The following is a 6,468-nucleotide window of genomic DNA, read 5'->3' as shown; positions in this document are numbered from 1 at the left end:
GATTTGTTGTGTGAGAACTCCAATCTTCCCAGTTCAGGGGGCACTTTCTTCAGTTCGACACGCTGCTACGCAGCTGATCCTTCGGTGGAATCAGGTTTAGGCCGGATTTGGTGGAGGCGGTGACCGGTCTGGGGTTGCAGTGGGGTGGTGGTGGTGGTCGGCGTTCGTCGACGACGAACCGGAAACTTGTGGACGCACTCCGGTCCAGCGGGTGCGGGCGCACTCGCTGGATGAGTGGCAGTGGTTGCCGGTCGGCGAGGTGGCGCGCTAATGCGGTCGGCGCCACCAATCGGGCGATATCCTTGAGGGGCGCTCTCCAGAGGTGAGTCCACGGAGGGAACGGGTGCTGGTCGTGCCGCCGGGACCAGTGCGTAGGCACATGAGCCGACGGAGTGAGTAGACCGTCCGATGAGTGAAGGTGATCCGCTCGATACTCAGCGGTACCCGCCCTCCCCAGCCGCGGAGTTGGCAGGAACCGGCTTTGGCAATGCCGAGGAGATCGGCCGGGGTGGTTTTGGTGTGGTCTACCGCTGCACGCAGGAGGAGCTGGAGCGCACGGTGGCGGTGAAGGTGCTCACTGTGGAACTCGACGAGGAGAACCGGGCTCGATTCTTTCGGGAGCAGCGGGCGATGGGGCGGCTGACCGGGCACCCGAACATTCTCAACATTTTGCAGGTCGGGGCCACCGACAGCGGCCTTCCCTACATCGTGATGCCGTATCACCCGCAGGATTCCCTCGACGCACTCATCCGTCGCGGCGGTCCCCTGCCGTTGGGTGAGGCACTCCGGCTGGGGGTGAAGATCGCCGGCGCGGTGGAGACGGCGCACCGGCTCGGCATCCTCCATCGCGACGTCAAACCCGCGAACATCCTGCTCACCGACTACGGCGCGCCGGAGTTGGCCGACTTCGGCATCGCGCACATCGCCGGCGGCTTCGAGACGGCTACCGGCGCCGTCACCGGGTCGCCGGCCTACACCGCTCCGGAGGTGCTCGAGGGTGACCCGCCAAGTCCGGTTGCCGATGTCTACGGCCTCGGCGCCACCCTGTTCAGTGCCCTGACCGGGCATGCCGCATTCGAGCGTCACAGCGGTGAGCAGGTCGTCGCCCAGTTCCTGCGAATCACCACGCAAGAAGTGCCCGATTTGCGTGAGTACGGGATCCCCGAGGATGTGTCCGCTGTTATCGCCCGGGCGATGTCCCGCGAGCCCGATCAGCGTCCGCCGTCCGCCGCCGACTTCGGAGAGGAACTGCGACGGCTTCAACTCGTTCATGGCTTTCCGGTCGACGAGATGCCCCTACGAGCCGAACCCGACGCACAGGGCAACGACCAGCGGCTAAGGCAGCCAGAAGGGCAACCGCGGCGCACAGGTGCCTCCACTCCGGGTGCGATGGGGAATCTTCCCCTGGAGCTGACCAGTTTCGTCGGCCGTCGACATGAGCTCACCGAGGCGAGGAACATGCTCGCAGGGTCGCGGCTGGTGACGTTGACGGGGATCGGGGGTGTGGGCAAGACGCGGCTGGCGATGCGGGTGGCGGCAAGTGTCCAGCGCGACTATGACGACGGTGTGCGCCTGGCCGAGTTGGGTGAGCTGCGTGACGAGTCATCGCTGGTCGATGCGGTGGCCGCGGCCGTGGGGGTACGGGACCACTCGGTGAGGCCGCTGCGGGAGGTCCTCCTGGAACAGTTGGCGGCACAGACACTGTTGCTGATGCTCGACAACTGCGAACACGTGGTGGACGCCGCCGCGGAACTCGCCGACAACCTGCTGCGGATGTGTCCGGGGCTCCGGATACTGGCCACCAGCCGTGAACCCCTGGGCATCGGGGGGGAGGCAGTGGTGCGGGTTCCCCCGCTGTCCGTCCCGGATCCCGAGCGGCAGCCCTCGTTGCGGGCGTTGCCGAAATACGATGCAGTGACCCTCTTCGTCGAACGCGCCGCTTCCACCGTTCCCGGGTTCGTACTCACCGAGGACAACGGGGCAACGGTGGCGGGCATCTGCCACCGGCTCGACGGGTTGCCGCTACCGATCGAATTGGCTGCGGCCCGGTTGCGGGCGATGTCGCCCCAGCAGATCCTGGGGCGGCTGACCGACCGCTATACCCTGCTGACCCGCGGCAGCCGGAGTGCGCCGACACGGCAACAGACGCTGCGACTGTGTATCGACTGGAGCTTCGAGTTATGCACCGCCGGTGAACAACTGGTGTGGGGGCGGATGGCGGTCTTCGCGGGAAGTTTCGAACTCGATGCGGCAGAGCAGGTGTGCGGCGCCGACCTCGAACCGGACGAGTTGCTCGACACGCTGACCTCCCTGGTGGAGAAGTCGATCCTGATCCGGGAGGAAGCCGGGTCGGTGGTGCTGTTCCGGATGCTCGAGACCCTCCGCGAATACGGTTACGAGAAACTCGAGCAGACCGGTGAATCCCTACCCGTGCGCCGCAGGCACCGGGACTGGTATGAGGCATTGGCGCTCGAATCGGAAGCCGAGTGGATCAGCACCCGCCAACTCGACTGGATCGCCCGCCTGACGCGAGAACAACCGAACCTGCGGGAGGTCCTCGAATTCAGCGTCGACGACAACCCCGCCGCCGGCCTGCGCACCGCCGCCGCACTGTTCTCGTTCTGGACCTCCCAGGGCCTCTACAACGAGGGACGGCGCTGGCTCGACCAACTGCTCGCCCGTCAGAGCGGCCCACCCACTCTCGAGTGGGTCAAGGCGCTCTACGTCGACAGCGTAATGGCGAACGTTCAGGGTGACCTCCAGACCGGTGCCGAACTCGTGGCGGCGGCGCGAATGCTGGCGGCGCAGACCAGCGACCTTATGATAAGCGCCTTCGCTGACTGCGCTGACGGCATGCTGGCCCTCTACAGTGGTGATTTCACGCGCGCGTGCTCTCGCATGGAAACCGCACTTGCGGAGTTCAGCAAGCGGGAGGATCGCACACTCGAAACCAGTGTCCTGTTCTCGTTGGGTGTGGCCTATGGGCAGCATGGGTCGACGGATCAGGCAATCTCGTGCCACGCGCGTGTGCTCGCGATTACTGAAGTGCACGGCGAGAAGATGTACCGGTCGTACTCATTGTGGGCCATGGGTATTGCCGTCTGGCAGCAAAATAATGTAGATCATGCGATCCAGCTCTTCGAGCAATCGCTGGAGTTGACCAGAAAAGTGCATGGCCCGCGTGTCGCCATCTCATGCCTCGAGGTGCTGGCCTGGATCGCGTGCGACCGGCACGATCCATCGCGGGCTGCGGTTCTGCTGGGAGCCGCGGACGGGTTGGCACGGTCGGTGGGCAGTGCCGTTGTCCTTCATTCCAATCTGCTTGTCTACCACGAGAACTATGAACAGACGGTCCGTCACAAGCTTGGAGACAAGCCATTCGGAGCGGCTCACCGCAAAGGCGAACAGCTCGGCTTCGACGCAGCCATCGCCTACGCCCTCCACGAACAACAGTCCGCCGCCTCCACGCTCCACACCGACGCGTCGACGCGACTGACCAACCGGGAACGCCAAGTCGCGGACCTGATCGCCGAAGGCCTGACCAATCAGGCCATCGCCGACCGCCTGGTGATCTCACCCCGCACCGCACAAGGCCACGTCGAGCACATCCTGGCCAAACTAGGTTTCACCTCCCGGACACAGGTCGCAGCCTGGGTCGTGGAGCAGGCGCACGACTAGCCTCGTTTACCGGACGTGACCGCTAAACTTTGGGAACTATGACAACGTGACAGACGACGGTCGCGATAGGGTTGATCTTGCCTTGGTCGATGCGAGCGAGGGGCCACCCGAGCAGCCCGCTCTCAAGTGTTTTCTACCTCGCCACCCGGGCGCTGGCCCCCACGGGCGAACGGCAGCGGTACAACTGCGTCACCCGCGAGGCACTGCCGATCTTGCTGGGTGCTCGACGAGGTCGGGATCATCCCCGGCGACCGCATCGAGCACGGCGCCCCAATCCCCGCCGATGCAATCGACGACTTCCACCGGCGCGGACTCACCATCGTCATCCAGCCCGGCTTTCTCGAGCATGCGGGGTCGTCTGGGCGGGCGCAGGACACGGCCGCCCACCCGTCGGCGGGCTCGGCAGCGGCGCTGTTGGAACGCAATCAGAGACGAGTTCAATAGGGGTCATGCAAAACATCATGATAATATCCGATGTGATGTCCAGCACGTCCACGTTCTAGGGTGCCGCGCGCACCGCGAATCGGTGGTGTGTAGGTCCGGTACTCCACGAGGATGGCGCGATGGTCGTAAGTAGTGAAGGGATGCGCAAGCGCGAAACACGCAAGCGCGAGACGAACGGTGACCGCCCGATTCCGATTGCGGCTGGTGGATCCTCGCTGCTTAGGCCGCTCAAGGCCGCTGAAGTCATCGCACGGAACATTGTGGGGGACATCCGTGCTCAGAACCTCCGGCCGGGCGATGGACTTCCCTCGGAAGCGGCGATGCTCACACAGTACGGTGTGAGCCGAGAATCGTTGCGGGAAGGACTGCGCCTACTCGAGGTGCAGGGAATGATCGCGATTCGACGCGGTCCCGGAGGCGGCCCCGTGGTCGGCTCTGTGGGCGCGGCGCACCTCGGGCGGGTCTCGGCGTTGTTCTTTCACATGTCGGGTGCCACCTACCAGGAACTCTTCGAGGCGTGGGTGTGGGGACAGGGGGAGCTGGCCGAGCGTGCGGCTCGGCATCCGGACGCCGACATGCGCGCGGCGACCATGGCGCCCTTCCTGGACGGGCACCATCACGAATCCGAAGATGTCCTCGAGGGCTATCTCGAGGAGCATGCTGGGTTTCACGGGGCCGTTGCCTCGTTGGTTCGCAATCGGGTCCTCGAGTTGAGTCTCGAATCCTACGGTCAGATCGTTGCGCACCACGTCGCTATGGTCGACGACCCCCGCACACTCCGGAACGTTCTCGTTGACGATCATCACAAGATTGCCAGGGCAGTTGCTGCTGGGCAGCCCAAACGCTCCCGAGATCTCATGGAAGAACACCTGCGAGGGGTGGTCGACTACTGCCGCGATCGCTTGGGAGGATCGCTCGATTCTCCGATCGAGTGGCTGTGAACTGACGCCTACCTGGTTACGCGCACAACCGGTGCGCCTGGGCCGGGCTGAACACCGGGCGCCGAGTATTGCCGTTGTTGAGGTCGGCAGGCTTTTCCGCTACTGAGAGGCCCTTGGACCGGGAAATTCCTCCCGATCGAAAGCTGGCGTATCCGCGAGCGGTTTCGGAGGGCCGCTTTGCCAGGCATGCCGGCGCTTCCTTCCCCCCCTCTCCCGACCCGTGCGGATGGGCGAGTCGCGAACGACTCGTGATTGCGCGTGTGTTTTTGTGGGACCCGGCGAGATTCCTCACGCCGGGGCGAACCGGTTGAAAGTGCTGGTCAAACCGGATTTGTCAACTCACCCACGGTGGTGCCGCGCAAATTGCGATCTCCCCTTGACATCCGAGTTCCTCATGAGCAATATGGATCTCACGTTGTCCGGGATGTGACTGGATTAACAAGACCCTACGAACCGGGGCTCGTCGGCTTGCTGCGATGCGCTCTCGACATCTCTTCTTCTGCTTGGCGCCGCCAGTTGTTTTGAGTACCTGGCGTACCCGCCGAGACAGCTGCCCTAGGAGGCAATCAAGTGACACGGCTGGATGGCAAGATCGCGTTCATCACTGGTGCTGCTCGCGGACAGGGGCGTACCCACGCCGTCCGGCTTGCGCAGGAAGGCGCCGACATCGTCGCGGTTGATCTGTGCAGGCAGCAGGCCAATCTCGACTACACGTCCGGCACCCCGGAGGACCTCGAGGAGACGGTGCGGCTGGTCGAACAGGAAGGCCGCCGGATCATCGCGCGTGCCGCCGATGTGCGGGACCAGGCGTCCTTGGATGTGGTGGTCGACGAGGCGCTCCGTGAGTTCGGCGGAATCGACATTCTCGTCTCCAACGCCGGCATCTCTAATCAGGGATCGGTCGTCGGGCTCACCGACCAGCAGTGGGAAGACATTCTCGGCACCAACCTCGTCGGAGCCTGGCATTCGTGCCGAGCGGTTCTGCCCTCGATGATCGAGCGCGGAGCGGGGGGATCGGTCATCTTCGTCAGTTCCACGGTCGGGTTGCGCGGCGCGCCCGGGCAGGCGCATTACAGCGCGTCCAAGCACGGAATGCAGGGGCTGATGCTGTCGTTGGCGAACGAGGTGGGTCAACACAACATCCGGGTGAACTCGGTCAATCCCGGCGCCGTCAACACCGAAATGGCGATCAACGAGAGCCTGCTGAAGATGTTCCTTCCCGATATCGAGAACCCAACTCCCGCGGATGCGGCAGATCTTTTCAGCAACCTCACGCTTCTTCCGATCCCGTGGGTAGAGCCCGAGGATGTGAGCAACGCCGTGCTGTGGCTTGCCTCGGACGAATCCCGATTCGTCACCGGCGCAGCGATTCCCGTCGACGGCGGACAACTCGCACGCGCCTGAA

4 protein-coding genes are annotated in these 6,468 nt (G+C 64.3%); all 4 read left to right on the top strand.

All coding sequences use genetic code 11. The annotated features are described in order from the left end of the window. The first annotated feature begins 408 nt into the window (after window positions 1-408). The 4 genes from ACH49N_RS30350 to ACH49N_RS30335 all read left to right on the top strand — a co-directional run bounded on the left by ACH49N_RS30350 (window position 409) and on the right by ACH49N_RS30335 (window position 6,467). Window positions 409-3,678 (top strand): protein kinase, encoded by a 3,270-nt coding sequence (locus ACH49N_RS30350; protein WP_358276444.1) that lies wholly within the window; start codon window positions 409-411, stop codon window positions 3,676-3,678. Window positions 3,679-3,897: 219 nt separating this feature from the next. Further along, window positions 3,898-4,122 (top strand): hypothetical protein, encoded by a 225-nt coding sequence (locus ACH49N_RS30345; protein ID WP_358276443.1) that lies wholly within the window; start codon window positions 3,898-3,900, stop codon window positions 4,120-4,122. A gap of 119 nt (window positions 4,123-4,241) precedes the next feature. Next, window positions 4,242-5,063, top strand: a complete 822-nt coding sequence (locus tag ACH49N_RS30340) for a GntR family transcriptional regulator (protein ID WP_358276442.1) — start codon at window positions 4,242-4,244, stop codon at window positions 5,061-5,063. Between the two features lie 570 nt (window positions 5,064-5,633). After that, on the top strand, window positions 5,634-6,467 hold the full coding sequence (locus ACH49N_RS30335; RefSeq protein ID WP_358276441.1) for a mycofactocin-coupled SDR family oxidoreductase: 834 nt from the start codon (window positions 5,634-5,636) through the stop codon (window positions 6,465-6,467). Window position 6,468: the final 1 nt, after the last annotated feature.

This window comes from Rhodococcus sp. NPDC019647 (genome assembly GCF_044389235.1).
Lineage (GTDB): Bacteria > Actinomycetota > Actinomycetes > Mycobacteriales > Mycobacteriaceae > Rhodococcus_F > Rhodococcus_F oxybenzonivorans.
This window is presented reverse-complemented; position numbering and strand designations above follow the sequence as displayed.

Coding starts and splice junctions, on each gene's coding strand:
- ACH49N_RS30350 (WP_358276444.1), top strand. CDS start 409: ATGAGTGAAGGTGATCCGCTCGATACTCAGCGGTACCCGCCCTCCCCA.
- ACH49N_RS30340 (WP_358276442.1), top strand. CDS start 4,242: ATGGTCGTAAGTAGTGAAGGGATGCGCAAGCGCGAAACACGCAAGCGC.